The sequence below is a fragment of the Winogradskyella ouciana genome, assembly GCF_009709615.1.
Classification (GTDB): Bacteria; Bacteroidota; Bacteroidia; order Flavobacteriales; family Flavobacteriaceae; genus Winogradskyella; species Winogradskyella ouciana.
In genome coordinates this window covers 1-281 of the sequence record NZ_WJYA01000052.1, presented here as the reverse complement: position 1 = coordinate 281, position 281 = coordinate 1, and the positions used below count along the sequence as shown (strand labels likewise).

Here is a 281-nt window from a genome sequence, read left to right as displayed (position 1 = left end):
CTTTGGCTGATCGGCCTGGCTTTGGATGTCATAGAGCGGCACATATTGATGCGGCTCAGACTGCAGCGATTGCTCCTGCAGCTGCTTGAGCAAGCCGTTAAATGTGGTATCCCGAGACAGCTTCACCCGCCTCGGGACAGCATTGATAAACAGCCCGACCATATGTTCAACGCCTTTGATTTCTGCGGGACGCCCGGAAACGACTGTGCCGAAGATCAAATCGCCGGTCTGCTGGTAGCGGCTGATTAATACACTCCAAACCGCCTGCAGCGCCGTACTCA

General features: G+C 55.2%; 1 protein-coding gene. It reads right to left on the bottom strand.

The window, feature by feature from the left end; all coding sequences use genetic code 11:
* A partial coding sequence (locus F1003_RS18565) for a condensation domain-containing protein (protein WP_155090346.1) occupies positions 1 to 281 on the bottom strand: 281 nt, incomplete at both ends.